Here is a 25,683-nt window from a genome sequence, read left to right as displayed (position 1 = left end):
CAGCGCAAGCCCGGGCGGGTACGCATTCAGCACGATACCAGCGAGGCAGCTCGCGCAATCTGGCGCCGGCAAGCCTTTTTTGCCCGCAATTCCGCGAATTGCCCGGCGGCGCAAGCCTCGGGCCACCCCGGGTACGTGACCCGGGACGGCAGCCAAGACCAAGAACACCCTGCCGGCCCCAGGCCGGCCTTTGTCCCTGACGGCGTCATGACATTTCTCTTCTGGCTCATTTCCCGCCTGCCGCTACGCGTGCTGCACGCCATCGGTGGCGCGCTGGGCTTGCTGGTGGCGCGCCTGCCCGGCCGCTACGGCCGGCGGCTCACCGAGAACTTCCGCCTGGCGTACCCGGACGCCACCGACGACATGCTGGCGGAGGCCGCCCGCTCCACCGGCCGGCTGATCATGGAGATGCCGTACTTCTGGAGCCGCAAGTCACTCGACGTCCCCCTGGAAAGATTCGACGACTACCTCTGGCCCTACCTGAACGAGATCCGGCCGAATGGCAAGGGCGTGATCATCCTGACGCCGCATCTTGGCTGTTTCGAGGTGCTGCCACAGTCGCATGCGCAACACCATCCGGTGACCTGCCTGTTCAAGCCGCCCCATCAGCCGTGGTTGCGAGACTTCGTCGAACGCATGCGCGCGCGCCACAACATTTCCATGGCGCCGGCCAACCCCCGAGGCGTTCGCATGCTGGTCAAGGCACTCAAGCGCGGCCAGGCCGTGGGCATCCTGCCGGACCAGGTGCCCAGCGCCGGTGAAGGCACATGGGCGCCCTTCTTCGGCAAGCCGGCCTATTCCATGACGCTGGTGCACCGGCTGCAGCAGCTGACCCAATCCCCGGTGGTGATGGTGTTTGCCGAGCGCCTGCCGCGCGGCGCCGGCTATCGGGGACACCTGCGCGTCCTGTGCGACGGCGGCATGCTGCCCGAGGATCCGTCCGCGGGCGCCGCCGTGATCAACCGGACCATCGAGGAACTGATCGCGATCAACCCGACCCAGTACCTCTGGGGCTACAACCGCTACAAGCATCCGGCCGGCGCCGGACTGCCGCCCGATACCGCCGGCACTGCCCCGGCGGCTTCCAACGACACCATCCAATGAGCCGCATCTTTACCTGGCTCGGCATCGGTCTCCTGACCGTGCTGGGCAAATTGCCATACCCGCTCGTCGCCCGTTTTGGCGAAGGCCTGGGCAGCCTGCTGTACCGGATCCCCAGCAGCCGCCGCGAGGTGGTGCGCGCCAATCTGCGCCTGTGCTTGCCGGACAAGACCGACGCGGAAATCGACGCGATGTCGCGCGAGACCTTCCGCCATATCTTCCGCAGCTTTGCCGAGCGCGGCATCTTCTGGACCGGCAGCGAGGCGCAGATGCGCCGCTGGGTGCAGATCGACGACCAGGCGAACCTGGTTGCGCTGGACGGAAAGCCCCATATCCTGGTGACGATGCACCTCTCCGGCGTGGAAGCCGGCGCGATTCGCCTGACGATCCACCTGCGCGACCACGTGGGGCGCTCGGGGGCCTCGCTCTACACGAAGCAGAAGAATGCGCTGTTCGACGGCTTCCTGAAGCATGCGCGGGGCCGCTTTGGCGCCAACATGATTTCCCGCAATGACAGCGCGCGCGACATCCTGCGCTGCCTGAAGAAGGGCGAGGCGCTGCAACTGATCGCCGACATGGACTTTGGCGAGCGGGACTCGGAATTCGTGCCATTCTTCGGCGTGCAGGCGCTGACGCTCACGTCCGTATCGCGGCTGGCCCGGCTGACCGGCGCCAAGGTGGTGCCGATCTACACGGAGATGCTGCCGGACTACAAGGGCTACATCCTGCACATCCTGCCCGCGTGGGAGGACTATCCCGGAGACAGCGTGACCGACGACACGCGCCGCATGAACGCCTTCTTCGAGGACGCGATCCGGCCCCGCGTGACCGAGTACTACTGGGTCCACAAGCGCTTCAAGCATCGCCCGCCCGGCGAACCCGAGATCTACTGACGCCCCCCCCCCGGCAGACTGCCACGGCCACCGCTACAATCGCACCATGAAACTCCAGTTCACCAAGATGCATGGCGCCGGCAACGACTTCGTCGTGCTGGACGGCATTCACCAGAAGCTCGACCTCACCGAGACGCAATGGCGCGCGCTGGCCAGCCGGCATTTCGGCGTGGGCGCGGACCAGATCCTGATCGTCGAAAAATCCACCCGCGACGATGTGGACTTCCGCTACCGCATCTTCAATTCGGATGGCGGCGAGGTGGAGCATTGCGGCAACGGTGCCCGCTGCTTCGTGCGATTCGTCACGGACAAGGGCATGACCGACAAGCGCTCGGTGCGCGTGGAAGTGATGAACGGCGTCATCACGCTGACGCTGCAGGATGACGGCCAGGTCACGGTCGACATGGGTGCGCCCGAACTGGAGCCGGCACGCGTGCCGTTCCAGTCCGAGGGCCTGCCAACGCGCACGGAAGGCGACGACACGCTCTACGGCCTGGAAATCAACGGCCGCACCGCCTGGATCTCGGCAGTGTCGATGGGCAATCCGCACGCGGTGCAGGTGGTGGACGATGTGGAACAGTTCCCGGTGCTGCAGGATGGCCCCGTGATCGAGCATCACAAGACTTTCCCGAGGCGCGTCAACGCCGGCTTCATGCAGATCGTGGATCGCCGCACGATCCGCCTGCGCGTCTTTGAACGTGGCGCGGGTGAAACGCTGGCCTGCGGCACGGGCGCATGCGCGGCCGTGGTGGCCGGCATCCGGCGTGGCCTGCTCGACTCGCCCGTCAAGGTGCACACGCACGGCGGCGACCTGACCATCGCCTGGGACGGCACGGGTCAGCCCGTGCAGATGACGGGGCCGGCCACGACGGTCTTCGAAGGCTCCATCGACCTTGCCGCGCTGAATACCTGAATTCCCGACCACCTGCCGGACGGCACCGCGATTTGACGGTGCCGGCGGCTTGCACGACCATGCAGTCTGGTGTGACCCTCAGATGGAGAGCCCATGACGCTGGACGACTTCCGCATCGCCAACGGCAAGAAATTCAACCTTGCCGACTTTGCCGCCGACAGCAAACCGCTGTCCACCGGCAGCAAGGAATCCGACCTCGCCCGGCTGGCCATTCTCTCGGCCCAGCTCGATGTGCAACAGGACATCTTCTACGCCGAGCACCGCCGCAAGCTGCTGGTCATCCTGCAAGGGATGGATACCAGCGGCAAGGACGGCACGGTGCGTTCGGTCTTCCGCAGTTTCGATCCGTTGGGCATCCGCGTGGTGAGCTTCAAGGCGCCCACCGCGGAGGAGCTTGCGCGGGACTACCTGTGGCGCGTTCACGCACAGGTGCCTCGCGCCGGCGAGATCGCGCTGTTCAATCGCAGCCAGTATGAGGACGTGCTGATCACGCGCGTGCACGGGTGGATCGATGACGCCGAGTGCGAGCGGCGATACCGGCAGATCCGGGCCTTCGAATCGATGCTGACCGAGACCGGCACGACGATCGTCAAATGCTTCCTGCACATCTCCAAGGGCGAGCAGAAGGCGCGCCTGGAGGCACGCATCGCCGATCCGGAAAAGCACTGGAAATTCGATCCGCAGGACCTGGCCGAACGCAAGTTCTGGAAGGAATATCAGCTGGCCTACGAGGCCGCCATCGCGGCTACCGCCACGCCAGAATGCCCGTGGTACGTCGTGCCGGCCGATTCCAAAAGCCACCGCAACCTGATGGTGGCGGAGATCCTGGCCGCGGTATTCGAGCAGCTCAAGCCGGCCTACCCGCCGCCCAAGCCGGAGCTGGCGAAGCTGGTCGTGGAGTAACTACGGTTCGTCGCCGCGGTGTACGTCATGCGTTACAAAGGGCCGCTCCGGACCGGGCATCGCCAGCCACTTCGGATGCCTGAGCGTATCGCGGATGTCTTCCAGCCCGCTGGCCCAGTGTTCGTGCATGGTCAGCGCGCCGAACTGGTAATCCTTGGCGCTGCCTTCGAACGATTTGTCGCGGTAGATCAGCTGGATCACGTTGCGACGCGCGTCGCACGCGTGGTCGGCCGCGCGCTGGTACCACGGGTCGTCGCGCTTTGACGGCGGCACCAGCGCCATCAGTTCACTCAACATGCGGCGATAGTTCTGCTGCTCGCGCATATAGTCGGTGATGGCCCGCGTGCGGCTGGAATACTGGATGTCCTTCTGACGCTCGGCCACATCCAGCAGATTGTGCGGCAGCTTGCCGCGCGCGCTCCACAGGTCGACCTGGAAGATCAGCGCATCGCGTCGCGGCTGCGCGGTCAGCACTTCCTGCAACGGCGTGTTCGAGACCAGTCCGCCATCCCAGTAATACTCCCCATCGATCTCGACAGCCGGGAAACCAGGCGGCAAAGCGCCCGACGCCATGAAATGCTCGGGCCGCAGCGTCTGGCGGGTATTGTCGAAATAGGCGAAGTTGTCTGTGCGTACGTTGACGGCGCCCACCGAGACACGCATCTCCTTAGGGTGGTTGATGCGATCGAAATCGGCAAAGCGCTCGAGCGTGGCCTTGAGCGGCGCGGTGTCGTAGTAGCTGGCGCGGGCCGGATCGTCGCAACGTGCCCAGAGGTCGGTGATGCCGCGCGGCGTGAAAAAGCCACGCTGGCCTTCGAGCATCGCGCGCGCGGCATTGAAGCTGTCGAACCAGATCCGCATCGGCTCCGGCCACGTGGGGGCCGTCTCCGTCAGCAATTCGACCGGCAGGCCCGGCAGCCAGGGCTGCGCGCAAATGTATTCCCAGAACGCGCGCAGTTGCGCGACGCGGGTTTCGGGTGGGTTGCCGGCGATCACTGCGGCATTGAGCGCGCCGATGGAGATTCCGGCGATCCAGTTGGGATGGATGCCACCTTCGGACAGGCCCTGGTAGACGCCGGCCTGGTAGGCGCCGAGCGCGCCGCCGCCCTGCAGCACCAGCGCGCGCACCGCGTAGGCTTCATGCGCCGGGCCGTCGCCGGGCAGCGCGTCGGGGGCGCAGTGATCGCTCACGGCGGAGCGGCGGCGGCTGGCGCCGGACTTCGTCGATTTGGCTGCTTTGGCTGATTTGGCGGGCGTCTCCGGGATCGTCGATCCACCGGGGCGTTTTGCCCGCGCGGGCGTCGCCGTCGATGCAGAATCCTGCGGGGCCGCGCCCTGCTCGCCGAGCTCCCGCCCGATGACCTCCGCTACCTGCTGCTGCCGCTTGTCCGCCACACCGCGCTCCTAGGTGGGCGCGCCACAAGGAGCGCGCCCGGGTTCCCGCCCGTGCTGCCGATGCCCGCCCCGACGGGGCGGTGCCGTCAGACGCCGTACTTCTGACGATAGGCCGCCACGGCGTCGCGAGAGTTCCCGAGGGCCGGGTCCTTCGAGGCATCGAGGTAGGCCAGCAGGTCCTTCAGGCTGGCGATGGAGATCACCGGCACGCCGAATTCGCGCTGCACATCCTGCACCGCCGAATGCGTGCCGATGTTGTCGGCCGTGCCGCTCTTTTCCATGCGGTCGAGGGCAATCAGCACGGCGGCCGGCTCGGCGCCCGCAGCGCGGATCAGCTGCATCGACTCGCGCACGGAGGTGCCCGCCGAGATCACGTCGTCGACGATCACGACCTTGCCCCGCAGCTTGGCGCCCACCAGCGTGCCACCTTCGCCGTGGTCCTTGGCTTCCTTGCGGTTGTAGGCAAACCCGACATCGCGGCCCAGGCCGGCCAGCGCCACGGCGGTGGCCGACGCCAGCGTGATGCCCTTGTAGGCCGGTCCGAACAGCACGTCGAACTGCACGCCCGAGCCAAGCAGGGTTTTCGCATAGAATTGCGCCACCTGACCCAGCATCGCGCCCTGATTGAACAGGCCGGCGTTGAAGAAGTACGGCGACTTGCGGCCCGCCTTGGTCACGAACTCGCCGAAAGACAGCACACCCGCGTCGAGTGCGAAGCGGATGAAGGTCTGGCTGAGGTCGTCCGGCGTCGTCTGCTGCGTCATCTTTTCTCTCTGAATTCAAAATTTCCCGAGATGTTACGGATTATCAGCGCCAACCTCAACGGCATCCGTTCGGCCTCCAAGAAGGGCTTCTTCGAATGGATGGGCAAGCAGGAAGCGGACATGGTCTGCGTCCAGGAACTCAAGGCCCAGGAAGCCGACATGACCGAGGCGTTCCTCGCGCCACATGGCTACCACGGCTTTTTCCACTATGCCGAGAAAAAGGGCTATAGCGGTGTTGGCCTGTACACCCGGCACAAGCCCGAACGCGTGATCACGGGCTTTGGCAATCCCGAGTTCGACGCCGAGGGTCGCTACGTGGAGGTGCAGTATCCGCACCTCGCGGTGATCTCGGTCTATGTGCCGTCGGGCTCGAGTTCCGAGGAACGCCAGCTCGCCAAGTTCCGCTTCATGGAGGCCTTCCTGCCTCACCTGCTCCAGCTGCGGGCCAGCGGGCGCGAGGTCGTGCTGTGCGGTGATGTCAACATCGCGCACAAGGAAATCGACATCAAGAACTGGAAGGGCAACCTGAAGAATTCCGGGTTCCTGCCCGAGGAGCGCGCCTGGATCGGCGAACTCTTCGACCGCCACGGCTACGTGGACGTGTTCCGCAAGCTGGATCCGCGTCCGGAGCAATACACCTGGTGGAGCAATCGCGGCCAGGCGTACGCGAAGAACGTCGGGTGGCGTATCGATTACCACCTGGCCACGGCGACCATCGCCGCCACGGCAAAGGCCTGCTCGATCTACAAGGACGAGAAATTCAGCGACCACGCGCCGCTGTCGATCGACTACGACTTCCGGCTGTGAGTGGTGGCCAAGGCGATCGGGCCGCCCCCAAGCGCCCGATCACCGGAAGCGTTGCCGACCGGTGGTCTGGCCGGCGCCGGACATCGGTCCGGTAGTCTCCCGTAACAGCCGCCTCGCCACTTTCTCGTAAACCCTGCGTGTGGCTGCCAACCTCGCTACAATGCAGGTTCCGCGCCGCCCTGGCGGCGGGGGCTTTTTCGTATTTTCCAGAGTGAGTCCGCCATGGTTTTCAAAGTGTTCGTCGATGGTCAGGAAGGCACCACCGGTCTCCGGCTGCTTGACTATCTCTCGGGTCGCACCGATGTGGAGCTGCTGCGCATTGCCGATGACAAGCGCAAGGACCCGCAAGAGCGAGCACGCTTCCTGAATGCCTCGGACGTGTCGTTCCTCTGCCTGCCGGACGTGGCCTCGCGCGAGGCCGTATCGCTGGTGACCAACCCGAACACCTGCGTGATCGACGCCAGCACGGCATTCCGCACCTCGGACAACTGGGCCTATGGCCTTCCGGAACTGACCCGCGGCCAGCGTGAAAAGGTACGCGCCAGCAAGCGCATCGCAGTGCCGGGCTGCCACGCCAGCGCCTTTGTCCTCGCCGTGCGTCCGCTGGTGGAAGCCGGCCTGATGCCGGCCGACTACCCGGTTTCGGCCTTCTCGCTGACCGGCTACAGCGGTGGCGGCAAGAAGATGATCGCCGAGTTCGAAGCCGGCGGTAACCCGAAGCTGGAAAGCCCGCGCCCGTACGCGCTGGGCCTGGAACACAAGCACCTGCCCGAAATGCGCGTGCAGGCCGGCCTGTCGCAGGCGCCGATCTTCAACCCGATCGTCGGCAACTTCCTGAAGGGCCTGGCCGTGACCGTGCCGGTATTCCCGGCGCTGCTGTCGCGCAAGGCCGATGCCGAGGCGATCCTGGACATCTATCGCCGGCATTACGAAGGCGAGCAGTTCGTGCGCGTGCATCCGTTCAACAGCGATGCCAACCTGGACGGCGGATTCTTTGACGTGCAGGCCAGCAACGACACCAACCGTGTCGACCTGTTCGTGTTCGGCAACGGCGAGCGCATGGACCTGGTGGCACGCCTGGACAACCTCGGCAAGGGCGCGGCCGGTGCGGCCGTGCAATGCATGAACGTCCACCTGGGCGCGGACGAGGCAACTGGCCTGACTGCCTGAGCCCTCCCCCTCCCGTCCCAATGAAAAAGCCGGCGCAAGCCGGCTTTTCTGCTTTCTGGCGATCCACGCGGCAATCCACGAGCCAATCCGCGAACTAACTGGCCACCGAATCCGCGCGGCGATCCACGCGGCGATCAGCCGCCCGAGGCCTTCACCACCGTGGCCTTTAGCGCCACGCCGATATATGCGGACCCCTTGGCGCAGACGTAGGTCGCGTCGCTGGCGGTTTCGTCATTCTTCCAGTTGCTGTGGATCTCGACCACCGCGTTGCTACCCTCCTGGCTGGCGCGCTGCTGCAACTCCTGCACGGCCTGCACGAAGACCGTGGCACACAGGTCGGCATCGGTCGGCATCGCGCTGTCGGGCACCTGGCTGACCGGACGGCGCACCCGCTTGACGGTCTTGAACGGTTTGGGGTCCGTCGCCCCGTCGAGCCTGTTGAAACCGAACAGCAGCTTCACGTTGGGATTGATGCGGGACTTGGCGTCCGGCGAGGCCAGCGCCTTGTCGATCGGCATCGTCAGCAATTCATCGGCGGCGCTGACAGCGCCGCTGGCCAGCAGGGCGGCCGCCACCAGGCCGCAACGCAATACTGTCTTCATCTCGGTTCTCCCTGATCAGGCGATGCAATGCCTGGATGAATGCGGCCTGAACGCGGCTTGGACGCGCGCTGGCGCGCCCCGCCCAACCGGGACGCAAGCACCACTTTTTCATCCTACAGGATAGGTCGATAACCGGACCGGATGGCCGTCTTTACTTTTTTAGTGGCCGCTGGCGGTCTTCGTCGCCGGCGTCGACGGGCGCGCCCCCGAGATTGGCCATGTTGGGCTTGTAGGGCGCGAGCTTCTCCATCGGCATGCTCATGGCCTTGGCATAGAGCGGCATGACCTCGGCCATATGCGCCTCCAGCACGGCGATGCGGCTGCGCCCGGAAGGGTGGGTGGAGGTGAACTCGTCCCCCGCCTGCAGCACGGTCCCCATCTTCTGCCACAAGGTGATGGCCGCACGCGGATCGTAGCCGGCCCGCGCGGCGATATCCATGCCGATCAGGTCCGCCTCGGTTTCCTCCAGCCGCGAGAACCGCAGGGTCACCAGCCGGGCATTGTTGCCAATGTCGGTGTTGCCGAGGTTGCCGAACCCGGTCAGTTGCGACACCACATTGGCCCCGAGATTGGAGATTTCCGACTGGGCCGCGCGTTGGCGCGCGTGCTCCTCCAGCGCATGGGCGATCTCGTGGCCCATGACCATGGCCACTTCGTCGTCGGTGAGCTTGAGCTGGTCCAGCAGGCCCGTGTAAATGGCCATCTTGCCGCCGGGCATGCAGAACGCGTTGACCTGCTTCGACCCGATCAGATTGATTTCCCACGCCCAGCGGCCGGCGCGCGGATTCCACAGGACGGTCTCCGGCAACAGCCGGATGCCGATCTCGCGCAGGCGCTGCACCTGCGGGTTGTCGTCGCCGGCCAGCGCATGCTTGGCAATGGCCTCCTGCTTGAGCTGCTCATATTCCCGGGCGGCCTGCTGGTCGATGACCTCCATCGGCACGATCTCGCGCACCTTGGAATAGCGGCGCTCCACGCGCACGCCGTCGTCCGGCGCGGCGACCAGGGCCACCTCCTGCGCCATGGCCGGCAGGCCAAGACAGGCCGCCGCCGCGCAGACCAGCCATGCGGCGGGCAGGCGATACCGGTGGGGGAATGCGGGCGATTCCTCGGACGCGATCAGGGGCACGACAGGGCTCGGTAACGAAGAGTTCGGGGCGGCGCAAACGGTGATGCAATAATACACGGCACCCGTGCAACGGCGACGTCGGGCATTCCCCGTCCCGCGTGCCACCGCACGGCCGCGGCATCCGCCTCATCGCACCGCCATCCATGAATTTTCGCGACTATCTCGACATCTTCCGCAACCGCCGCATCGGCGCCATGCTGACGCTGGGCTTTGCGTCCGGGCTGCCGCTGGCACTCACTTCGGGCACGCTGCAGGCCTGGATGACCGTCGAGGGCCTCGACATCAAGACCATCGGCTTCTTCTCGCTGGTCGGGCAGGCCTATATCTTCAAGTTCCTGTGGGCGCCGCTGATGGACCGCTTCACGCCGCCGCTGCTCGGCCGCCGGCGCGGCTGGCTGCTGGTGACGCAGCTCGGGCTGGTGGCCAGCATCGCCGCCATGGCGTTCTGTCCGCCGCGGGAGGCGCTCTGGGCGCTGGCCGCGCTGGCCACGCTGGTCGCCTTCCTGTCGGCGTCCCAGGACATTGTGTTCGATGCCTACAGCACCGACGTGCTGCGCCCCGCCGAGCGCGGCGCCGGAGCGGCGGTCAAGGTGCTGGGCTACCGCCTGGCAATGCTGGTATCGGGCGGGCTGGCCTTGTACCTGGCCGATCGCGTGCTGGGGTGGCCGCAGATGTACCTGCTGATGGCCGCCCTGATGGCGGTCGGGCTGGTCACGCTGCTCTGGGCCCCCGAACCCGACGCGCCGGCGCGGGCGCCGCGATCGCTGGAAGAGGCGGTGGTCGGCCCGCTGCGCGACTTCTTTGGTCGCCAGGGCGCCTGGTGGCTGTTGCTGCTGATCGTGCTCTACAAGCTGGGCGATGCCTTCGCGGGCAGCCTGTCGACCACGTTCCTGATCCGCGGGCTCGGCTTCGACCCGGGCGAGGTCGGCATCGTCAACAAGACGCTCGGGCTGGCCGCCACCATCATCGGCGCGCTGTTCGGCGGGTCGCTGATGGTGCGCCTGGGGCTGTATCGGTCCCTGATGCTGTTCGGCATCCTGCAGGGGGTGTCGAACCTGGGCTACTGGATCCTGTCCGTCACGCCACCGCACCTGTGGTCGATGGGCGCGACGATTGCCATCGAGAACATCTGCGGCGGCATGGGCACGGCGGCCTTCGTGGCGCTGCTGATGACGCTGTGTAATCGCTCGTTCTCCGCCACGCAATACGCGTTGCTGTCCGCCCTGGCGTCGATCGGCCGCGTGTATGTGGGCCCGACGTCCGGCTACATGGTCGAAGCCTGGGGCTGGGCGCCGTTCTACCTTGGCACGGTCCTCGCCGCCGTGCCCGGCGTGGCGCTGCTGTGGGCGATGCGTGACACCGTCCACCGCTACGAGGCGCAGGCGCGGGAGCCGGCCGAGGCGGCCGTCGCGCGCCCGGCCTGATTATTCCTTGTAGTAGACGATCTGGTGTGACGTGGCCAGCAGCTCGCCGCTGGCACTCCAGATCTGCGCGCTCTGGTCGAAAAATCCCTGACGGAACACCTGCGCCCGCGCGCTGCCGAGCACGTGGCTGTCGCCCAGCCCGGCCAGCGTGGCCGCATCGGCATGGAAATAGGTGGTCAGGGACACCGTGCCGGCCGGCACGAAGCCCGCACGCTTGAGGAAGATCCGGGGGTAGAACGCGTCGCACCAGGCGGCCACGGCCGCGTAGTCGGGCGTGCGGGCCGGCTCGTCGCGGAGCCAGAACTGCGTCAGGCTGTCCGGATGCTCGGTGCCCGGCGATGCGGAGGGCTTGGCGCCACGCACCGCGCGCATGTCGTAGCTGCCCAGCCAACGCACGGGTGCAAAGCCGCCCATGCCAGGCAAGGTCTCGGCCGGCGGCACATCGGGCATCACCGCCTCGCCCGTCCCCCATGTTGCGCGACGCACCGCGAACACGGCACTGCCAGTGGTCGTCACCTCGCCGTTCTGGCGCAGTTCCAGGTGCCAGTGCTGGGTCGAACGGTTGGTACGGGAAGGCCGTGCCTCGATCTCGAAGGGCCCCTCGGCGATCGGTCCGGCGAAGTTGACGGTCAGCGCGCTCGGATCGCCCAGCCGCTCCGGGTGTTGCAGCGCGGCCTGCAGCAGCGTGGCCGCCGTGACGCCGCCAAACGGGCCGATCATGTTCCAGTAGGCCTGGCTCGTGCGGCCCAGAAAGCGGTGCGGGCCGGCGGGCTCCAGCGTCAGGGCATCGTCCAGCGGATGTAGCGTATCCGCCACGATGGCGGTTGCGAGGGCAGCTTGGGTCATGGCAAAAAAGTACGATCGTTCGGTAACTGACGTACGGTATGCCTGCCCTGCCCCGGCGTCAAGCCGGCGGAATTCCCGTCCCGCCAGGCAGACCGGTCAGCCGCGTGCGCGGCGCCCGATCGGCAGCGTCCAGCCCAGTTGGTTGGCAATCACGCCCAGGAGCACCAGCACCATGCCGGCAATCTGCAGGGGCGACAGCCGCAGGTCGAAGACAATCACGTCGATGACGATTGCCACCAGCGGGTAGACGAACGACAGCGTGGCGATGGACACCATCGTCAGCCGCTGGAAGGCGCCGTAGAGCAGCGTGTACATGAAGCCGGTGTGGATGAAGCCCAGCGCCAGCAACGCGCCCCAGGTCTTCGCGTCGTACGTGCCGACGGCGGGATGCGCCAGCGGCGCCAGCATGACGATGCCGATCACCATCTGCAGCCCCGCAATCTGCCCCGGCGAGATCTCCTTGAGCTTGCGCGTGGCCAGCGTCGTCAGCGCGTACAGCAGCGCCGCCGACAGCGCCAGCCCGATGCCGGCCAGCATGCCGCCCACGGCGCCGTGCTCGAGGCCGGTGATCAGCACCACGCCGCCAAAGGCCAGCAACAGCCACGGCAGGCGGCCCAGCGGAAACGGTTCGCGCTGGAACAGCGTACCCAGGATCAGCAGGAAGAACGGTTGCGTGTGATAGACCACCGTCGACACGGAAATGCCGCTGTAGTGGTACGCCGAGAACAGGCAAAGCCAGTTCAGGATCAGCGTCACGCCGCCGAACGCCAGCCAGCCCGCCTGGCGCCGGCTCAGCCGCACCCAGCCGCGTCGCAGCGTCAGCATGCCGAGCAGTGCCAGCGCACCGAACACACAGCGGAAGAACACCACGTCCAGGGGCGATTGCCCGCTCGTCACCACAAACCAGCCGATGGTGCCCGAGAGCGCCATCGCGGCAATCATGCGCCACGTGCCGCCGGTCCGCGGCGCCGCCTGGCCGGGGGTTCCGCTCACGCCGCGCAAACCCGGTAGACGGCCAGGCTGCCGCGCCAGTTGACGCCCCAGTTCACCGTCACGCCCTCGTGCATGACCACGCGGTCCAGCACGCGCAGGCCGACCTTGGGGGCCAGCGCCTCGAAGTCACTGATCGTCAGCACGCGCACGTTGGGGGTGTTGTACCACTGGTATGGCAGCGACTCGGACACCGGCATGCGGCCCCGGAACACCGACAGGCGGTGCGGCCAGTAGCCAAAGTTCGGGAACGAGACGATGCACTCGCGGCCGACGCGCAGCGTGTCGCGCAGCACCTGCGCCGTGTTGTGGATGGTCTGCAGCGTCTGCGACAGGATCACGGTATCGAAGCTCTGGTCCTCGAACAGCGCGAGCCCGCCCTCCAGGTTTTGCTGGATCACGTGCACGCCCTTCTGGGCGCAGGCCAGCACCTCTTCGTCGCGGATCTCGATGCCGTACGCCTGGACGTCCAGTTCGTCCTGCAGCACGCGCAGCAGGCTGCCGTCGCCGCAGCCGGCATCCAGCACGGTGGAATTGGGTTCGATCCAGCGCGCGATCGCGCGAAAGTCCGGACGCAGCGCCAGGATGTTGGGATTGGCGGAGGCATTCATGCGCCGATCTCCTCGGCAATGCGGTCGTAGTAGGCGCGCATCAGGTTGTGGTATCGCGGATCTTCCAGCAGGAAGGCGTCATGGCCGTGCGGGGCATCGATCTCGGCGTAGGAGACCGGGCGCTTGTTGTCCAGCAGCGCCTTCACCAGCTCGCGGCTGCGGTTGGGGGCAAAGCGCCAGTCCGTGGTGAAGCTCGCCACCAGGAAGCTGGCCTGGGTGTGCGACATCGCGCGGGTCAGGTCGCCACCATAGGCCAGCGCCGGATCGAAGTAATCCAGCGCCCGCGTGATCAGCAAGTACGTGTTGGCGTCGAAGTACTCGGCAAACTTGTCGCCCTGGTAACGCAGGTAGCTCTCCACCTGGAATTCGACGTCGAACGAGAAGCGGATGTCCTCGCTCTTCAGCGACCGGCCGAATTTCTCGGCCATGTCCTCGTCCGACAGGTAGGTGATATGGCCGATCATCCGCGCCACGCGCAGCCCGCGCTTGGGCTTGACGTTGCGCGCGTAGTAATTGCCGCCGTGAAAATCGGGGTCGGAGAGGATGGCGCTGCGTGCCACCTCGTTGAAGGCGATGTTCTGCGCCGACAGCTTCGGCGTGGAGGCCACCACGATGCAGTGGCGCAGGCGGTCCGGGTACATCAGGCTCCAGGCCAGCGCCTGCATGCCCCCAAGGCTGCCGCCCATCACCGCGGCGAACTGTGCGATGCCAAAGGCGTCGGCCACGCGCGCCTGCGCGTTGACCCAGTCTTCGACGGTCACCACCGGGAACAGCGCGCCGTACGGCTCGCCCGTGGCCGGGTTGGTGCTCATCGGGCCGGTCGAGCCGAAGCACGAGCCGAGGTTGTTGACGCCGATGACAAAGAAGCGGTTGGTATCGAGCGGCTTGCCGGGCCCGACCATGTTGTCCCACCAGCCGACATCGCGCGGATTGTCGGCGGCGATGCCCGCCACATGGTGCGAGGCGTTGAGCGCGTGGCACACCAGCACGGCATTGGAGCGCGCGGCGTTGAGCGTGCCGTAGGTTTCGACCATCAGGTCATAGCCGGCGATCTGGCTGCCATTGCGCAGCTTCAGCGGATCGGCGAAATGCATGCGCTGGGGCGTGACGACGCCGACGGAATCGGTCGGCACATCGAACACGGCAGCGGGAGGAGCGACATCGGTCATGGAACGGGGCCCGTCAGCAAACAGGCATAAAAAAACCCGACTGGCAGTGCGTGTGTTGCATCGCAGCCAAGTCGGGCTTGCGCGGTTTCCCGCGTGTCGGCGCTATCCGTGGACCCTGATCCGCGAGGCACCGACCCAACCTCTTTAGCCGCATTTATATTGGCAGTCGGTGCGGACCCAGGGTCCCTCCGGCTGCCGCGCGCCCGCAAGCCAGTCATCAAATCGGCGCGACGCGCAGATTATAGAGCAATCCGCGCGATGCGTATCGCATACGATGCTCGCCCTGCCGGATAAGGCACGCGTGCGGTGGAAGCGGGCAGAAACGACAACCGGGCCCTGAGGCCCGGCTGGTGTACGTGGTGCGGCGGCATTCAGCCCAGCAGGACGCGCAGCTGGGTGTCGATGGTTTCGCTCGGCGCCTTGCGGAAACCGCTCTTCACATACCGGTGCCAATGCCCCTGGACCGTCGCCGTGATCAGCGTCACGCGCACCGGAATATCGACATCGGGCGGAAATGCCGCCTGCGTGACCGCCACCTTCAGGCACTGCCGCAGCGACGCCTCGATGCGGTCCACCATCTGGTTGATGCGTTCCTGCAAGCGCTCGTGCTCGCCCACCAGCGCCTCGCCGGTCAGCACGCGCGTCATGCCGGGGTTCTTCTCGGCAAACGACAACAGCATGCGCACGATGGCCTGCGCCTGGCGCAGGCCGTGCTCTTCCTGCGTGGTGATCTGGTTGATCAGGCCGAAAACGGTTTGCTCGATAAAGCCGATCAGGCCCTCGAACATCTGCGCCTTGCTGGCGAAGTGCCGGTACAGCGCGGCTTCCGAGACCGACAGCCGGGCGGCCAGCGCCGCCGTGGTGATTTTTTCCCCGCGGGGATGCTCCAGCATGCCTGCCAGTGTCTGCAGGATCTGGATGCGGCGCTCGCCCGGACGGGGGCGTTTGCGCGCAGGGACGTCCGGCTCGAGGGCGCCCGTTGGCGCCTCTGGCTGGCGTGCGATGGTTTGCGTCATGACCCGATTCTCCGCATTCGTCGTAGGAGTTGATGCATCGATTGTACTTTTATGTCCACATAGCCCGGGCGATTCACCACGCGCGCCCGTACGCGCGGGGCCTGGTCGGGCTGCGATTGCGGCGCCAGCTTCGCGCCGCCACCGGCTGCCGGCGGGTCCTGGCTTTCCGCCGCCACTAGCGTGACCGAGTGCTCCTGTGCCGCATGACCCACGCCCTGGCGATCCTCGGCAGCCAGCGTCGAGCGCATCGCCGCGTCTCCGGTGGCGCCGGGCACGGCGGCATCGACCGGAGCCGGCGCCGCGTGCGGCCGTGACGGCGCCAGCGTGCGGAGGTACCCCGTCACCCAGGCGGTGCGGATGCCCGTGCCCGCATAGTGCTTCAGATGCGACAGCGTGTCTTCCACCAGCACCGCGCGGTGTGGCGCCACCCCGGTGCGTGCCAGCAGGCGCCGCAGCATGCGGCGGTCCGGCTTGGGCCGCAGGTGGCCATGCACCCACATATCCTCGATGGCGACCACGCGTTCGAAACACCGGTCGATGCCGGCGATGGCCATCACGGACCGCGCGTACTGTCGCGGCGCGTTGGTGACCAGGATCTTGCGCCCGGGCAGCCGGCGCAGCGCCGCCACCAGGCCACGGCGCACGCGCACCATGTCGGCCAGTTCGGGGAAGTCATGCGCCGCGCGCAGGAAGTCCGCCGGATCGACATCGTGGTGCCGGATCATGCCGAGCAGCGTGGCGCCGTAGCGCTGCCAGTAGTCCACGCGGACGCGGCTGGCCGTGGCGTCGTCGCTGCCGATCACGCGCGCCACGTAGGCGGTCATCAGCCGGTTGATGGCCGGGAAGATCGCGTGCGAGGCGTCGTGCAGCGTGTTGTCGAGATCGAACAGCCAGACCGTATCGCCCGACGTATCGCCGGCGGGACGCCTCACCAGCGGATGCCGGGGCCGTTGCCCCGATGGGCGCGCGCGAAGACCGCGGCGCGAGGTAGGTTGTCGGAGAAACACGCCGGCTGCTGGGGAATTCAATGGGGGAAGTGACCGGCGGAGCGGCGGGCCGAAGCATCCGGCGCCGCCCCGCGCTAGTCCGCTCAGTGCGAGCGGATCATCGTGCCGAAGGCCTGCTCGGTCAGGATTTCCAGCAGCAACGAATGCTCGATGCGGCCGTCGACGATGTGGACCGAGTTGACGCCGCTCTTGGCGGCGTCCAGTGCCGACGAGATCTTCGGCAGCATGCCGCCGGAAATGGTGCCGTCGGCAAACAGTTCCTCGATCTCGCGGGCGGACAGGTCGGTCAGCAGGTTGCCCTTCTTGTCCATCACGCCCGGGATGTTGGTCATCATGACCAGCTTCTCGGCCTTCAGGATCTCGGCCATCTTGCCGGCGACCACGTCCGCGTTGATGTTGTAGGCCTGGCCATCGTCCGAGAAACCGATCGGCGAGATCACCGGGATGAAGGCATCGTCCTGCAGCGCCTTGACGACGGCCGGGTTGATCGCCTCGATGTCGCCCACATAGCCGATGTCGATGAAGGCGCCCGGGTTTTCGCGGTCGGGCATCTGCAGGCGCTTGGCGCGGATCAGGCCGCCATCCTTGCCGGTCAGGCCCACGGCCTGGCCGCCGTACTGGTTGATCAGCATGACGATGTCCTGCTGGACTTCGCCGCCGAGCACCCACTCGACCACTTCCATGGTCTCTTCGTCCGTGACGCGCATGCCCTGGATGAACGTGCCGACCTTGCCGACCTTCTTCAGGGCTTCATCGATCTGCGGGCCGCCACCGTGCACGACCACCGGGTTCATGCCGACCAGCTTCAGCAGGATCACGTCGCGCGCAAAGCCGTGCTTGAGCTTTTCTTCCGTCATCGCATTGCCGCCGTACTTGACCACGATGGTCTTGCCGTGGAACTTGCGGATATAGGGAAGCGCTTCGGCGAGGATCTCGGCCTTGAGGGCGGGGGCGATGGCCGCTACCGAGGTGGTGGCAGGCCCGGGGGTGTCGGCGTTCATGGCTAGGGACATCCGTGTGATTCAACAGGTATCATGGCGAATCCGTCCGCCTGGCAGGCGTTGACGGGCGAGGCCGGTGTTGCGCCGGGAACCGTCGGGAGCAAAGGCGCCCTGGGGGGATCTCCCGAATGTGCGCCAACCGGCCACGGCAGGCGCCGATTTTACAAGAAACCGCAGGGCGCGCGAGGGAAGCGGGCTGGCGATGTCATCTGGACTCCGATCGCGCCGTACGTGTGTCCATATCGCGCCACAGTGATTGCCGCAGTAAGTGGCAGTTTGCGCGGCACAACGATCGTTCGCAAAGCCCGCCCCGGACCACAAGACCCGAAGGGCCTCACGACATGAGCCTCGATCCCGCTGAACTCCAGACCGTGCGGCCCTACCTGCTGCGTTTTGCCCACCTGCAGCTGCGCGACGAGGCGCTGGCCGAGGACACGGTTTCCGAGACGCTGCTGGCCGCGCTGGAGCATCCGGAGCGCTTTGCAGGCCAGTCGACGCTACGCACCTATCTGGTCGGCATTCTCAAGCACAAGATCATCGATATCCTGCGCAGCGGCAAGCGCGAGGTGCGGCTGACGCTCACCGCCGACGACGACGGCGAGTCGCAGTCCGAGCAGGATGCCTTCGACGCGCTGTTTGCGCGCAACGGCCACTACCAGCACCCGCCATCCGACTGGGGCGATCCGCACAGCACATTCGAGCGACGTGAATTCTTCGAGATCCTGCAGGTTTGCGTCGACCGCTTGCCACCCAAGGCCGGCCGGATTTTCATGATGCGGGAATGGCTGGAACTGGAGACGGAAGAAATCTGTCAGGATCTGCAGATCAGCGCGACCAATGCCTGGGTCATGCTGTACCGCGCCCGCATGCGACTGCGCGAATGCCTGGAGGTGAACTGGTTCGGGCAGCGTGGCGGTGACGCCACAAAGCCCGTGGCCCGCTGAAACGCCACTGAAACGCCGCCGAAATTCCGCCGAAAGGCACAGGCCCGACAGCATCGACCCGAGCCAACCCGCCCCAACACCAAAACGCACCTGCCCACAGCCCATGTCCGAGCCCCGTCCTTCCCGCCGCTTCATGCCGAACTGCGAAGAGGTACATCACCTGACCATGAAGGGCATGGACCGTCCGCTGTCGTGGATCGAGCGATTGCGCGTGCGCAGCCATCTGGCCATCTGCGAGGCCTGCACCAATTTCAGCGGTCAGATGCGGACAATGCGCGAGGCGATGCGCCGGCTGGGGCAGGACGAGGGCGGCCCCGACCAGCCATGACCGATCCGTCGACGATCCAGACGGGCCAGCTTCGCCCCGTCGAACATTGCAGCCGCTGCGGCGCCTCGTTCGTGTGCGGTTATGTGGCGGGGCTGCCGGAATGCTGGTGCGCCAGCCAGCCCTTGTTGCCCGCCCGCCAGATCGTGGCGGGGCAACACTGTCTCTGCCCGAACTGCCTGAAACAGCGGCAGGACGCGGGCGCCTCCTGAAAAATTCCGCACGACGAATGACAAAACCGAAGTCATCCGGTTTAACATTCGTCACATGAATGATCTACGCGGAATCGACCTCAATTTGCTGGTGGTGCTGGAAGCACTGCTGGCCGAACGCCACATCTCGCGCGCCGCACTGCGGCTGCAGCTGAGCCAGCCAGCCGTCAGCCATTCGCTGGCACGGCTGCGACAACTCCTCGACGATCCCGTGCTGGTGCGCGGCCAGGGTGGCCTGGTGCTGACGCCACGCGCCCACGAACTGGCCAGCCCGCTGGCGGAGGCGCTGGCGCAGGTGCGCATCCTGCTGGGCCCCACGGGCTTCCAGCCGTCCACCGCGCGACGCACGTTCAAGCTGGCGATGTCGGACTACGGCACGCTGGTGGTGCTGCCGCGGCTGCTGCGCGCCGTTCGCAAGGCCGCGCCCAATATCGACCTGGTGGTCACGCAGGCCAGCCGCGAGACCATGACCGCGCAGGTGGCGGACGGGGAAATCGACATCGCGCTCGGTGCCTTCAGCTACCAGCCCGATGGCGTGCGCACGGACATCCTGTTCGACGATGACTTTGCCTGTGCCGTGGACGCCGCGACGGTACGCGACACCGGCCGGCTTGACCATGTGGCCTACCTGGCGCGGTCCCACGTGCTGGTGACGGCGGCCAGCGAGCGCGGCGAGGTGGTGGACGCCACCGTGGCCCGCCTGGGCGGCCGGCGCAAGATTGCCTGCACGGTCCCGCACTGGAGCGTGGCGCCCGGGCTGATCGTGGGGACGAACATGGTGCTGACCGCCGCGCGGCGCAGCCTGCAGGCGCTGGCCGATCCGCGCCTGGCGATATTCGAGGCGCCGTTCGCGATTCCCGGCTTCACCTACAGCATGATCTGGCCCGAGCGGGCCGAGGCCGATCCCGGCCACACCTGGCTGCGCGAGCGGATGCTGCAGGCCGCCGCCGCGCCGGAGACCGAGGAGGCCATCAGCCTGCGCGGCTGACCGTGCGCGCGCTGTCGCCGCGCGCCGTGATCTGGTGATCAGTGCTTGTGATCGCCGTGAGCGCCGGATGCAGCCGCCGGCGCGGCGGCGGTCAGGTCGCGGACCTCGGCCTTGACCTGCTGCTCGATCACCTTGCCGTTCTGCTCGATCTTCAACGTGATGGGCACCGTGTCCCCGGCCTTGAGCTGGGACTTCAGGCCCATCAGCATCACGTGGTAGCCGCCCGGCTTGAGTTCCACGTTCTGCATCTTCGGCAGGTCCAGCGACGGAACCTGACGCATCCGCATCACGTTGTTTTCCATCTTCATCTCATGCAGTTCGGCCGTGGCCACCGGCGAGGACACGCCGACCAGCTTTGCCGTGTCGTGCGCATGAAGGGTCATGAACGCGCCGGAGGCGGTCTGCGCCGGCACGGTGCCACGTACCCAGGCGTTGCTGACGTCCACCTGCGCCATGGCATGCGCGCTGCCCAGCAGGCCGCCCAGGGCCAGGGTGACGATCGTGGCGGCGCGGGCCGCGCGGAAGTTGGCTTGCATCTTGGAGGTCTCCACGAGTCTGCTAGAAAAGTGCGGTCATTAGACCATGCCGGCCAGGGCGAGGCCCGGGACGGCGCAACCGCGTAGTCTGGCAGCGCCCGCCGCGCGCCAGAATGCGGCACGGTGTCGCACGCGTGGGGTCGGTGCGGCGGCATTGCTACACTCGCGGCATGGAAGCCACCGTCGCCATGTCCACTGTCCACCACTCCGCCCCCGCCAGCTTTCCCGGCACGGCGCCTCAGCGCCACAGCCTGGTCAGCCTGCGCCGCCTGTGCTGGCTGCGCTGGGCGCTGCTGGCCGGGCAGGCGACGTTGCTGGTGTCGTGCGAATCCATCGCCGGCATCATCCTGCCCTACAAGCCGCTACTGTTCCTGTTCGTGTTGCAGACGATGTTCAATCTGCTCACGGTGGCGCGGTTGCGGTGGCACGCCACACGCAATACCGTGCCCACGGACGCCGAGCTGATGGGCCAGATGATGGTGGACCTGACCGCCCTGTCCGCGATCCTGTTCTACACCGGGGGCGCCACCAACCCGTTTGTGTCGTTCTACCTGCCGGGGCTGGCGATTGCCGCCGCCATCCTGCCGTGGCGGCTGGTCTCCGTGCTCGCGCTGTACGCGCTGGCCTGCTACTCGCTGCTGTTGCTCGAATATGTCCCGCTGAACCTGCACAACCCGGACAACGCGGTGAACTACCACCTGGCCGGGATGTGGCTCAACTTCATGGCCAGCGCGGTGATGATCGCGTTCTTCGTCGCGCGCCTGTCCGGCGTGCTGCGCCAGCGCGACGCGCAGCTCAACCAGGCGCGCGAGCAGCTGCTGCGCGAAGCGCGTGTGGAAGCGCTGAACGACCAGGCTGCGGCCGTGGCCCACGAGATCGGCACGCCGCTGGCCACGCTGGCCGTCATTGCCGGCGAGCTGCGCGCCGATGCCGCCGATGGCCGGCGCGGCACCACGCCGGTGGCGGACTACCTGTCGGACCTGCGCACGATGGAACAGCAACTGGAGCTCTGCCGGTCGATCCTGGCGCGGCTGCGCGAGGATCACGAGACGCTGGCGCCGCAGCCTGTCGAGGCGTGGCTCGCGCCGTTCGTCGAACGCTGGCAACTGCGCCACCCGCAGGCCAGCCTGCAATCGTGCGTCACGCCGGAAGCGGCAACGCAACCCACCGATACCGCCCGCGTGAGCCAGATCCTCACCATCCTGCTCGATAACGCCGCGCGCAGCCAGCGATCGGCGGGGCAGGCGACGCGCCAAGGGCCGCCGCTGCGGCTGGACATCGCGCTCGAAGGCGCGTCGCTGTGCTGCCGCGTGACCGATCATGGCGGCGGCATCCCGCCCGCGCTGCGCGCACGACTGGGTGAAGCGCCCGTGGTCAGCGCGCATGGCGGCCAGGGCATCGGACTCTATCTCGCGCAAAGCGCGGCACGCCAACTCGGCGGCAACCTCGCCTGGCATGATCACCCCGACGGTGGCACCGTGGCCGAACTGCGGCTGCCACTACCGGGCGCGACTCGCGCAGCCGATCGCGCGCTCGCGCCTCAACCCGACTTCCAACCGTGATGACCGACGCCTCCGCGCCTACCGACGCCACCCCCTTCCTTGTGATCGATGACGACGAGGTGTTCTCCGGCACGCTGGCCCGTGCGCTGACGCGGCGCGGCTATGCGGTGCAGGTGGCGCACAACGGCAGTACGGCGCTCGCGCTGGCGGCGCGTACGTCGTTTGCGTATGTCACGCTCGATCTCCATCTGGGGCCCCCGGCGGAATCGGGCGGCACCGCGCCGGCCGAATCGGGCCTGCATCTGGTGGCACCGCTGCGCGCCGCGTTGCCGGACGCGCGCATCCTCGTGCTGACAGGCTATGCGAGCATCGCCACGGCCGTGGCCGCGGTCAAGCAGGGGGCGGACGAATACCTGGCCAAGCCGGCCAATGTCGATTCGATCCTGACGGCGCTGATGGCGGGGATTTCAGAAGATGCGGCGGAAGCCGCGCTCGAGGAACCGGTGCCGCTATCCGTGGCACGGCTCGAGTGGGAGCACATCCAGCGCGTGCTCACGGAGCACGGTGGCAATATCTCGGCCACGGCGCGGGCGCTCAACATGCATCGGCGCACATTGCAGCGCAAGCTGGGCAAGCGGCCGGTGTCGCGCTAGGACCCTCGCTTGCAGGCGCCGTCGCTTACAGGCGCAGTTGCACGTAGTCCCAGCCGAGGTCGTCCACGGACGCATTGTCCGAAGCATCGGCCATGCGCACGGCATCGCTGGCGTGACGGTCGACCAGCGTGACCATTGCGCCCGATGCCATCGCCACGGCGGCCACGGCGGCCGCGCCGTCGTGCGCGGCCTGGCGCTCCGGCTGATCGGCCTTCGCCGACGTTGTGATCGGCAGCGACGCCGCGACGGCAGGCGCTACCGCGGGCCGCAGACACAGGAACACGGTGGCGGCGGTGATCCCGGCCACGACACTCGCCGTGGCTATCGCCACCCGGCGCTTTCGCACCTGGTTGCGTTTGAAAAAGGGGGTACGCGAGGTATTGCGCGACATGGCTGACTCCCGGCAGGTATTTGAGGTGGATGCGGTGGCTCCCGCCCCGGTCCCAGTAGACCGACAAGGTGCGCAAGGGTCTCATTCGCCCCGGGTGCCGCGCCAGTGTGCTTACCAATGCTTACCAACCTTACCGGTGAGAGCCAAGCCGATACGCACGGATAACCGCGCTGCGTCGCGTGCCTCGATGTGACCGGATATCCGCGCTGCGGCACCAGGTCGCACAGCCATGCGGCGGATTGACGCTAGACTGGCGCGCGATTTCAATTTCCTTACCGACTTCCGAATCCCGATCCATCATGACCTTGCGCCTGCGCCCTGCTCTCGCTCCCCTGTTCGCCACCTTCGCCGGTGTTGCCTGCCTGGCGGCGGCGGCGTGGTCGCCCAACGCATCGGCGCATATCGTGTTCGAACAGAAGCAGGCGGCGGCCGGCAGCTACTTCAAGGGCGTGCTGCTGGTGGGCCACGGCTGCAACGGCAGCGCGACGCGCGCCATCACGGTCACCATCCCGGACGGCGTGCAGGGCGCCCATCCGCAGCCGAAGGCGGGCTGGCAGGTCGAGGTTCGCCGCGAGAAGCTGGCCAAGCCGTACGCGTCGCACGGCAAGACCGTGGAGGAAGACGTCCGCACGCTGCGCTGGTTCGGCGGCACGCTGGCCGACGCGCACTTCGATGAATTCCGGATGCTGATGAAGCTGCCGGAGCAAGGCGGCAAGCTGTATTTCCCGGTGCTGCAGGAATGCGAGAACGGCAAGAGCGAGTGGACGCAGGTGCCTGCCGCCGGGCAAAACCCGCGTGAACTGAAGTCGCCCGCACCGGCGCTCGACGTGATCGCGCCCGAAGGCACACAGGGCGGCCACGCCGGCCACGTGCACTGAGGCACTGAGGCACCGAGGCACTGAACGCAAGACAAAAAAAGAGCCGGACAGATGTCCGGCTCTTTTTCTTTGCGCGTGATCGCGCGCGTCAGCGAGTTAGAGAACGTAGCGCGACAAATCCTCATTGCCGGCCAGATCGCCCAACCGCTCGTCGACATACTTGGCATCGATCGTCACCGTCTCGCCCGACGACTTCGTCGCGTGGAACGACAGGTCTTCCAGCAGACGTTCCATCACCGTGTACAGGCGGCGCGCGCCGATGTTCTCAACCTTCTCGTTCACCGAGAACGCGATCTCCGCCAGCCGGCGGATACCATCCGGCGCGAACAGCAGCTCTACCTCTTCCGTCTTCAGCAGCGCCTGGTATTGCTTGGTCAGGCTCGCATCGGTCTGCGTGAGGATGGCCTCGAAGTCCTGCACGGACAGCGATTCCAGCTCGACGCGAATCGGGAAGCGGCCCTGCAGTTCGGGAATCAGGTCGCTCGGCTTGGAAAGATGGAACGCGCCCGACGCGATGAACAGGATGTGGTCGGTCCGGATCATGCCGTACTTGGTGCTCACCGTCGTGCCTTCCACCAGCGGCAGCAGGTCGCGCTGCACACCCTGGCGCGACACCTCGCCACCGCCGATCTCGCTGCGGCTGGCGATCTTGTCGATCTCGTCCAGGAACACGATGCCGTTCTGCTCCACGTTGGCGATGGCCTTGTGCTTGAGCTCCTCTTCATTGACGAGCTTGGCCGCCTCTTCGTCGATCAGCAGCTTGAAGGCTTCCTTCACCTTCAGCTTGCGGCGATGCTTCTTGCCCTGGCCCAGGCCGGCGAACATCGTGCGGATCTGCTCGGTCATGTCTTCCATGCCCGGCGGACCCATGATGTCCATGCTCGGCAGGCCGGCGGCCACTTCGAGCTCGATGTCCTTGTCGTCGAGCTGGCCTTCGCGCAGCTTCTTGCGGAAGACCTGGCGCGTGTTGGAATCCTTGTCCTCGGTCTGCGCAAAGCCGATGTCGCGCGGCGGCGGCAGCAGCACATCCAGCAGGCGGTCCTCGGCGGCTTCCTCGGCCTTGGTGCGCACCTTCTTCATTTCGGATTCGCGCGTCTGCTTGATGGCCATCTCAGCCAGGTCGCGCACGATCGTGTCGACGTCGCGGCCCACGTAGCCCACTTCCGTGAACTTGGTGGCCTCGATCTTGATGAACGGCGCGTCGGCCAGCTTGGCCAGCCGGCGGGCGATCTCCGTCTTGCCGACGCCGGTCGGTCCGATCATCAGGATGTTCTTGGGCGTGATTTCCTGGCGCAGGGGGTCGGCCACCTGCTGGCGACGCCAGCGGTTGCGCAGCGCCACGGCCACGGCCTTCTTGGCCTTGTTCTGGCCGATGATGTGCTTGTCGAGTTCGGAAACGATTTCCGACGGGGTCATGGTTTGCGACATGGTATCCGTTCAGTGCGCCGGACCGATGGGTCCGGTCGAAATCGGGAGCGGCCGCGCAACGCTGGCGCGCGGCCCGCGATGCGAC

28 protein-coding genes are annotated in these 25,683 nt (G+C 66.7%); 14 read left to right on the top strand and 14 right to left on the bottom strand.

The annotated features are described in order from the left end of the window. Window positions 1-207: 207 nt before the first annotated feature. From BLR29_RS06500 to BLR29_RS06485, 4 genes are all read left to right on the top strand, one after another. Window positions 208-1,104, top strand: coding sequence for a lysophospholipid acyltransferase family protein (locus tag BLR29_RS06500; protein ID WP_092135611.1), 897 nt, complete (start codon window positions 208-210; stop codon window positions 1,102-1,104). Next, a complete protein-coding gene (locus BLR29_RS06495) occupies window positions 1,101-1,994 on the top strand; it encodes a lipid A biosynthesis lauroyl acyltransferase (protein ID WP_092135610.1) in 894 nt (297 codons plus the stop codon). The genes BLR29_RS06500 and BLR29_RS06495 overlap by 4 nt, the downstream gene beginning before the upstream one ends. A gap of 46 nt (window positions 1,995-2,040) precedes the next feature. After that, a complete protein-coding gene (gene dapF, locus BLR29_RS06490; RefSeq protein WP_092135608.1) occupies window positions 2,041-2,907 on the top strand; it encodes a diaminopimelate epimerase in 867 nt (288 codons plus the stop codon). A gap of 93 nt (window positions 2,908-3,000) precedes the next feature. After that, window positions 3,001-3,810: a polyphosphate kinase 2 family protein gene (locus BLR29_RS06485; protein ID WP_092135607.1), complete on the top strand. Its 810-nt coding sequence runs from the start codon at window positions 3,001-3,003 to the stop codon at window positions 3,808-3,810. On the opposite strand, the gene BLR29_RS06480 is transcribed toward BLR29_RS06485, so the two are convergent. Beyond that, a complete protein-coding gene (locus BLR29_RS06480) occupies window positions 3,811-5,205 on the bottom strand; it encodes a DUF3734 domain-containing protein (protein WP_092135605.1) in 1,395 nt (464 codons plus the stop codon). 86 nt (window positions 5,206-5,291) lie between these two features. Continuing rightward, entirely contained in the window at window positions 5,292-5,969 is a 678-nt protein-coding gene (pyrE, locus tag BLR29_RS06475) for an orotate phosphoribosyltransferase (protein WP_092135604.1), read from the bottom strand. A 30-nt stretch (window positions 5,970-5,999) separates the two neighbouring features. Between pyrE and BLR29_RS06470 the strand changes: the two genes are divergently transcribed. Beyond that, window positions 6,000-6,776 (top strand): exodeoxyribonuclease III, encoded by a 777-nt coding sequence (locus BLR29_RS06470; RefSeq protein ID WP_092135602.1) that lies wholly within the window; start codon window positions 6,000-6,002, stop codon window positions 6,774-6,776. 222 nt (window positions 6,777-6,998) lie between these two features. Next, complete coding sequence (gene argC, locus BLR29_RS06465) at window positions 6,999-7,946, top strand: N-acetyl-gamma-glutamyl-phosphate reductase (protein WP_092135601.1); 948 nt, start codon at window positions 6,999-7,001, stop codon at window positions 7,944-7,946. A 134-nt stretch (window positions 7,947-8,080) separates the two neighbouring features. Here argC and BLR29_RS06460 read toward each other — a convergent pair whose 3' ends face one another. Together BLR29_RS06460 and BLR29_RS06455 are read right to left on the bottom strand one after the other, a co-directional pair. Next, window positions 8,081-8,548 (bottom strand): excinuclease ATPase, encoded by a 468-nt coding sequence (locus tag BLR29_RS06460; RefSeq protein ID WP_092135599.1) that lies wholly within the window; start codon window positions 8,546-8,548, stop codon window positions 8,081-8,083. A 151-nt stretch (window positions 8,549-8,699) separates the two neighbouring features. Next, a complete protein-coding gene (locus BLR29_RS06455) occupies window positions 8,700-9,572 on the bottom strand; it encodes a M48 family metallopeptidase (RefSeq protein ID WP_092136607.1) in 873 nt (290 codons plus the stop codon). 248 nt (window positions 9,573-9,820) lie between these two features. On the opposite strand from BLR29_RS06455, the gene BLR29_RS06450 reads away from it, so the two are divergent. Beyond that, on the top strand, window positions 9,821-11,101 hold the full coding sequence (locus tag BLR29_RS06450) for a muropeptide transporter (RefSeq protein ID WP_092136605.1): 1,281 nt from the start codon (window positions 9,821-9,823) through the stop codon (window positions 11,099-11,101). Here BLR29_RS06450 and BLR29_RS06445 read toward each other — a convergent pair whose 3' ends face one another. The 7 genes from BLR29_RS06445 to argB all read right to left on the bottom strand — a co-directional run bounded on the left by BLR29_RS06445 (window position 11,102) and on the right by argB (window position 17,741). Next, window positions 11,102-11,947: an acyl-CoA thioesterase gene (locus BLR29_RS06445; RefSeq protein WP_092135598.1), complete on the bottom strand. Its 846-nt coding sequence runs from the start codon at window positions 11,945-11,947 to the stop codon at window positions 11,102-11,104. A gap of 96 nt (window positions 11,948-12,043) precedes the next feature. Beyond that, a complete protein-coding gene (locus tag BLR29_RS06440) occupies window positions 12,044-12,889 on the bottom strand; it encodes a DMT family transporter (RefSeq protein WP_092136603.1) in 846 nt (281 codons plus the stop codon). 47 nt (window positions 12,890-12,936) lie between these two features. After that, window positions 12,937-13,548, bottom strand: coding sequence for a methionine biosynthesis protein MetW (gene metW, locus BLR29_RS06435; protein ID WP_092135596.1), 612 nt, complete (start codon window positions 13,546-13,548; stop codon window positions 12,937-12,939). Next, window positions 13,545-14,717 (bottom strand): homoserine O-succinyltransferase MetX, encoded by a 1,173-nt coding sequence (locus tag BLR29_RS06430; protein ID WP_092135595.1) that lies wholly within the window; start codon window positions 14,715-14,717, stop codon window positions 13,545-13,547. Before BLR29_RS06430 ends, metW begins: the two co-directional genes overlap by 4 nt. A gap of 371 nt (window positions 14,718-15,088) precedes the next feature. Beyond that, a complete protein-coding gene (slmA, locus tag BLR29_RS06425; protein WP_092135593.1) occupies window positions 15,089-15,733 on the bottom strand; it encodes a nucleoid occlusion factor SlmA in 645 nt (214 codons plus the stop codon). Beyond that, window positions 15,730-16,740 carry a pyrimidine 5'-nucleotidase gene (locus BLR29_RS06420; protein WP_092135592.1) on the bottom strand — a complete coding sequence of 337 codons (1,011 nt, stop codon included), beginning with the start codon at window positions 16,738-16,740 and terminating at the stop codon, window positions 15,730-15,732. Before BLR29_RS06420 ends, slmA begins: the two co-directional genes overlap by 4 nt. An 83-nt stretch (window positions 16,741-16,823) precedes the next feature. Then, window positions 16,824-17,741 carry an acetylglutamate kinase gene (gene argB / locus BLR29_RS06415; RefSeq protein ID WP_092135590.1) on the bottom strand — a complete coding sequence of 306 codons (918 nt, stop codon included), beginning with the start codon at window positions 17,739-17,741 and terminating at the stop codon, window positions 16,824-16,826. A 341-nt stretch (window positions 17,742-18,082) separates the two neighbouring features. Here argB and BLR29_RS06410 point away from each other — a divergent pair, with 341 nt between their 5' ends. From BLR29_RS06410 to BLR29_RS06395, 4 genes are all read left to right on the top strand, one after another. Then, on the top strand, window positions 18,083-18,685 hold the full coding sequence (locus BLR29_RS06410; RefSeq protein WP_092135589.1) for a sigma-70 family RNA polymerase sigma factor: 603 nt from the start codon (window positions 18,083-18,085) through the stop codon (window positions 18,683-18,685). Between the two features lie 103 nt (window positions 18,686-18,788). After that, a complete protein-coding gene (locus BLR29_RS06405) occupies window positions 18,789-19,013 on the top strand; it encodes a zf-HC2 domain-containing protein (RefSeq protein WP_092135587.1) in 225 nt (74 codons plus the stop codon). Next, complete coding sequence (locus tag BLR29_RS06400) at window positions 19,010-19,222, top strand: cysteine-rich CWC family protein (RefSeq protein WP_092135586.1); 213 nt, start codon at window positions 19,010-19,012, stop codon at window positions 19,220-19,222. The genes BLR29_RS06405 and BLR29_RS06400 overlap by 4 nt, the downstream gene beginning before the upstream one ends. A gap of 55 nt (window positions 19,223-19,277) precedes the next feature. Continuing rightward, entirely contained in the window at window positions 19,278-20,210 is a 933-nt protein-coding gene (locus tag BLR29_RS06395; RefSeq protein WP_092135584.1) for a LysR family transcriptional regulator, read from the top strand. A gap of 38 nt (window positions 20,211-20,248) precedes the next feature. On the opposite strand, the gene BLR29_RS06390 is transcribed toward BLR29_RS06395, so the two are convergent. After that, complete coding sequence (locus BLR29_RS06390; RefSeq protein ID WP_092135583.1) at window positions 20,249-20,746, bottom strand: copper chaperone PCu(A)C; 498 nt, start codon at window positions 20,744-20,746, stop codon at window positions 20,249-20,251. A gap of 188 nt (window positions 20,747-20,934) precedes the next feature. Here BLR29_RS06390 and BLR29_RS06385 point away from each other — a divergent pair, with 188 nt between their 5' ends. Continuing rightward, complete coding sequence (locus BLR29_RS06385) at window positions 20,935-22,308, top strand: ATP-binding protein (RefSeq protein WP_255371124.1); 1,374 nt, start codon at window positions 20,935-20,937, stop codon at window positions 22,306-22,308. Continuing rightward, window positions 22,308-22,901, top strand: coding sequence for a response regulator transcription factor (locus BLR29_RS06380; RefSeq protein ID WP_092135580.1), 594 nt, complete (start codon window positions 22,308-22,310; stop codon window positions 22,899-22,901). Before BLR29_RS06385 ends, BLR29_RS06380 begins: the two co-directional genes overlap by 1 nt. Before the next feature lie 25 nt (window positions 22,902-22,926). Here the strand turns inward: BLR29_RS06380 and BLR29_RS06375 are convergent, their stop codons facing one another. After that, window positions 22,927-23,292, bottom strand: coding sequence for a hypothetical protein (locus BLR29_RS06375; protein WP_092135578.1), 366 nt, complete (start codon window positions 23,290-23,292; stop codon window positions 22,927-22,929). A gap of 299 nt (window positions 23,293-23,591) precedes the next feature. On the opposite strand from BLR29_RS06375, the gene BLR29_RS06370 reads away from it, so the two are divergent. Further along, complete coding sequence (locus tag BLR29_RS06370; RefSeq protein WP_092135577.1) at window positions 23,592-24,170, top strand: YcnI family copper-binding membrane protein; 579 nt, start codon at window positions 23,592-23,594, stop codon at window positions 24,168-24,170. Window positions 24,171-24,266: 96 nt separating this feature from the next. Here BLR29_RS06370 and hslU read toward each other — a convergent pair whose 3' ends face one another. After that, on the bottom strand, window positions 24,267-25,598 hold the full coding sequence (gene hslU, locus BLR29_RS06365; RefSeq protein ID WP_092135575.1) for an ATP-dependent protease ATPase subunit HslU: 1,332 nt from the start codon (window positions 25,596-25,598) through the stop codon (window positions 24,267-24,269). Between the last annotated feature and the right edge of the window lie 85 nt (window positions 25,599-25,683).

The sequence above is a fragment of the Cupriavidus sp. YR651 genome (genome assembly GCF_900101625.1).
Taxonomy (GTDB): Bacteria; Pseudomonadota; Gammaproteobacteria; order Burkholderiales; family Burkholderiaceae; genus Cupriavidus.
Note: the sequence above shows the minus strand (reverse complement) of the source record. Positions and strands in the feature narration are given on the sequence as shown.

Bases quoted from the DNA above. Each gene is read 5' to 3' on its own strand.
- BLR29_RS06500 (WP_092135611.1), top strand. From the start codon at position 208: ATGACATTTCTCTTCTGGCTCATTTCCCGCCTGCCGCTACGCGTGCTG.
- BLR29_RS06495 (WP_092135610.1), top strand. From the start codon at position 1,101: ATGAGCCGCATCTTTACCTGGCTCGGCATCGGTCTCCTGACCGTGCTG.
- dapF (WP_092135608.1), top strand. From the start codon at position 2,041: ATGAAACTCCAGTTCACCAAGATGCATGGCGCCGGCAACGACTTCGTC.
- BLR29_RS06485 (WP_092135607.1), top strand. From the start codon at position 3,001: ATGACGCTGGACGACTTCCGCATCGCCAACGGCAAGAAATTCAACCTT.
- pyrE (WP_092135604.1), bottom strand. From the start codon at position 5,969: ATGACGCAGCAGACGACGCCGGACGACCTCAGCCAGACCTTCATCCGC.
- BLR29_RS06470 (WP_092135602.1), top strand. From the start codon at position 6,000: ATGTTACGGATTATCAGCGCCAACCTCAACGGCATCCGTTCGGCCTCC.
- argC (WP_092135601.1), top strand. From the start codon at position 6,999: ATGGTTTTCAAAGTGTTCGTCGATGGTCAGGAAGGCACCACCGGTCTC.
- BLR29_RS06460 (WP_092135599.1), bottom strand. From the start codon at position 8,548: ATGAAGACAGTATTGCGTTGCGGCCTGGTGGCGGCCGCCCTGCTGGCC.
- BLR29_RS06455 (WP_092136607.1), bottom strand. From the start codon at position 9,572: ATGGCGCAGGAGGTGGCCCTGGTCGCCGCGCCGGACGACGGCGTGCGC.
- BLR29_RS06450 (WP_092136605.1), top strand. From the start codon at position 9,821: ATGAATTTTCGCGACTATCTCGACATCTTCCGCAACCGCCGCATCGGC.
- BLR29_RS06445 (WP_092135598.1), bottom strand. From the start codon at position 11,947: ATGACCCAAGCTGCCCTCGCAACCGCCATCGTGGCGGATACGCTACAT.
- BLR29_RS06440 (WP_092136603.1), bottom strand. From the start codon at position 12,889: ATGATTGCCGCGATGGCGCTCTCGGGCACCATCGGCTGGTTTGTGGTG.
- metW (WP_092135596.1), bottom strand. From the start codon at position 13,548: ATGAATGCCTCCGCCAATCCCAACATCCTGGCGCTGCGTCCGGACTTT.
- BLR29_RS06430 (WP_092135595.1), bottom strand. From the start codon at position 14,717: ATGACCGATGTCGCTCCTCCCGCTGCCGTGTTCGATGTGCCGACCGAT.
- slmA (WP_092135593.1), bottom strand. From the start codon at position 15,733: ATGACGCAAACCATCGCACGCCAGCCAGAGGCGCCAACGGGCGCCCTC.
- argB (WP_092135590.1), bottom strand. From the start codon at position 17,741: ATGAACGCCGACACCCCCGGGCCTGCCACCACCTCGGTAGCGGCCATC.
- BLR29_RS06410 (WP_092135589.1), top strand. From the start codon at position 18,083: ATGAGCCTCGATCCCGCTGAACTCCAGACCGTGCGGCCCTACCTGCTG.
- BLR29_RS06405 (WP_092135587.1), top strand. From the start codon at position 18,789: ATGTCCGAGCCCCGTCCTTCCCGCCGCTTCATGCCGAACTGCGAAGAG.
- BLR29_RS06400 (WP_092135586.1), top strand. From the start codon at position 19,010: ATGACCGATCCGTCGACGATCCAGACGGGCCAGCTTCGCCCCGTCGAA.
- BLR29_RS06395 (WP_092135584.1), top strand. From the start codon at position 19,278: ATGAATGATCTACGCGGAATCGACCTCAATTTGCTGGTGGTGCTGGAA.
- BLR29_RS06390 (WP_092135583.1), bottom strand. From the start codon at position 20,746: ATGCAAGCCAACTTCCGCGCGGCCCGCGCCGCCACGATCGTCACCCTG.
- BLR29_RS06385 (WP_255371124.1), top strand. From the start codon at position 20,935: ATGTCCACTGTCCACCACTCCGCCCCCGCCAGCTTTCCCGGCACGGCG.
- BLR29_RS06380 (WP_092135580.1), top strand. From the start codon at position 22,308: ATGACCGACGCCTCCGCGCCTACCGACGCCACCCCCTTCCTTGTGATC.
- BLR29_RS06375 (WP_092135578.1), bottom strand. From the start codon at position 23,292: ATGTCGCGCAATACCTCGCGTACCCCCTTTTTCAAACGCAACCAGGTG.
- BLR29_RS06370 (WP_092135577.1), top strand. From the start codon at position 23,592: ATGACCTTGCGCCTGCGCCCTGCTCTCGCTCCCCTGTTCGCCACCTTC.
- hslU (WP_092135575.1), bottom strand. From the start codon at position 25,598: ATGTCGCAAACCATGACCCCGTCGGAAATCGTTTCCGAACTCGACAAG.